Origin of the sequence: Corallococcus terminator, from assembly GCF_003611635.1 — a bacterium.
Lineage (GTDB): Bacteria > Myxococcota > Myxococcia > Myxococcales > Myxococcaceae > Corallococcus > Corallococcus terminator.
In genome coordinates this window covers 1-1,505 of record NZ_RAVZ01000676.1, presented here as the reverse complement: position 1 = coordinate 1,505, position 1,505 = coordinate 1, and the positions used below count along the sequence as shown (strand labels likewise).

The 1,505-nt window shown below is 67.5% G+C and carries 4 protein-coding genes; 3 read left to right on the top strand and 1 reads right to left on the bottom strand.

Going from position 1 to position 1,505, the window contains the following annotated elements; all coding sequences use genetic code 11:
- On the top strand, nt 1-339 hold a 339-nt coding region (locus D7V88_RS44045; RefSeq protein ID WP_244238688.1), incomplete at its 5' end, for a peptidase associated/transthyretin-like domain-containing protein.
- Between the two features lie 176 nt (nt 340-515).
- Entirely contained in the window at nt 516-665 is a 150-nt protein-coding gene (locus D7V88_RS43740) for a hypothetical protein (RefSeq protein ID WP_167509925.1), read from the top strand.
- Between the two features lie 141 nt (nt 666-806).
- Here D7V88_RS43740 and D7V88_RS41425 read toward each other — a convergent pair whose 3' ends face one another.
- Nucleotides 807-1,094 carry a TIGR02300 family protein gene (locus D7V88_RS41425; protein ID WP_120545952.1) on the bottom strand — a complete coding sequence of 96 codons (288 nt, stop codon included), beginning with the start codon at nt 1,092-1,094 and terminating at the stop codon, nt 807-809.
- Between the two features lie 141 nt (nt 1,095-1,235).
- Here D7V88_RS41425 and D7V88_RS41420 point away from each other — a divergent pair.
- Nucleotides 1,236-1,505: zinc-ribbon domain-containing protein (locus D7V88_RS41420; protein WP_208726760.1), on the top strand; the 270-nt coding region annotated here is incomplete at its 3' end.

The following is a 1,505-nucleotide window of genomic DNA, read 5'->3' as shown; positions in this document are numbered from 1 at the left end:
CAGGTGAAGGAGCTGGAAGGTCGCCGCGCGGACGTGGCCGCGAACGTGGACGGCACGCTGCTGCGCCGCTACGAGGTCATCCGCAAGAAGAAGCTGCCCGCGATGGTGGGCGTGGTGGCCGGCACCTTCGACCACCCCTACTTCACCACCACCGCCCCGGACGGGCGCTTCCGGCTCCGGGTACCCGAAGGCTCCCACACCCTCGTCTTCTGGCACGAACGCCTGCCGGCGCTCACCCAGGCCGTCACCGTCCGCGCGGGCGAGACGGTCCAGATCGCTCAGGCCTTCGAGGTGGGCGCGCTCCGTCAGGGTCCCCCGGGCAAGGAAGGCCCTCCCTGACACGGCTGTCGCGTCAGGACGGGAGTCCGAGGCAATCGTCGGTCGGGGCGCCGTATAAAGGCTTGGAAGCACAGCCCCTGGTCAATTTTCTGTCTTGGTGGCAAAATTGCTTTCTCGGAAGCTGGAAACTTCCGAACGAGGGGGGACGAATCATGCATCAGCCCAGGAAACGACCGATGGCGCCGGCTGAAGTCGAGCAGGTGACTCCCGGGGCTCGTCGCAAGGGAGCGCGGCCCGTGGGAATGCAGGAGATGGGGCAGGGCCTCTACGAGCACATCCGCCGCGTGTTGACCGAGCTGTCGGTGGCTCCGTCCCCGCGCGCCTGAGCCGCACCTGACGGACTGGGGCGGGTGGGCACGATGCCAGCCCCCGCCCCGCGGAAGCCTCCCGGAGGCTGCCGGAAAAGCAGAAGGGCCCGCCCGAGCAAGCTCGGGGGGCCCTGGAAACCCGCGAACCGCGCGGGAAGCCTAGATTTCTTCGTCTTCGGCCGGTTCGCCCGGCGTCTCGGCGTCCTCGTCCTCGAAGGCCTCGATGCCGTCCTCGTCCTCCTCGGCGGCGGGCGTCTCCTCCGGCTCCGGCTCGATGATCTTCGGCGTGGCCGCGAGGCGGCTGCGCTTGCCCTCAGGCTTGGGCGCCGGCGCATCTTTCTGATCCGCCCCGCACTTGGGGCAGATGGCGTCAGGCTTCTTCAAGTCGTAGAACTTCGCCGCGCACTTGAAGCAGACGTGCTTGTTCCCGAGATCCTTCGCCGCCATGCACCCACCCTCATCGAAGCTAGAGAAAAAAGGGAGGGCGGCTGAATAGATGGGCCCACGGTCAGAGTCAACCGTGTGTTTGCACGGGGGATTTCTGGCGGTAGCATCCTTGTCGGTTTCCCCCGAGAGCCGGACACCCCTTTGAACTTCACCTGCGACAATTGCCAGAAGCGGTACTCCATTGCGGACGAGAAGGTCCGCGGCAAGACGGTCAAGGTCCGTTGCAAGAACTGCCAGAACGTCATCACCGTTGAAGGTCCCGCCGAGGAGGAGAGCACCCGCGTGGTGTCGCTCGCCGACGTGGAGCGCATCCGTGCCCAGGAACGTTCGCTCGCCGGAGGAGGTGGCGCTGCCGCCGCGGCGCCAGCACCCACCGCGGCCCCGGTCGCCACCACGCCGGCCCCCCTGGCA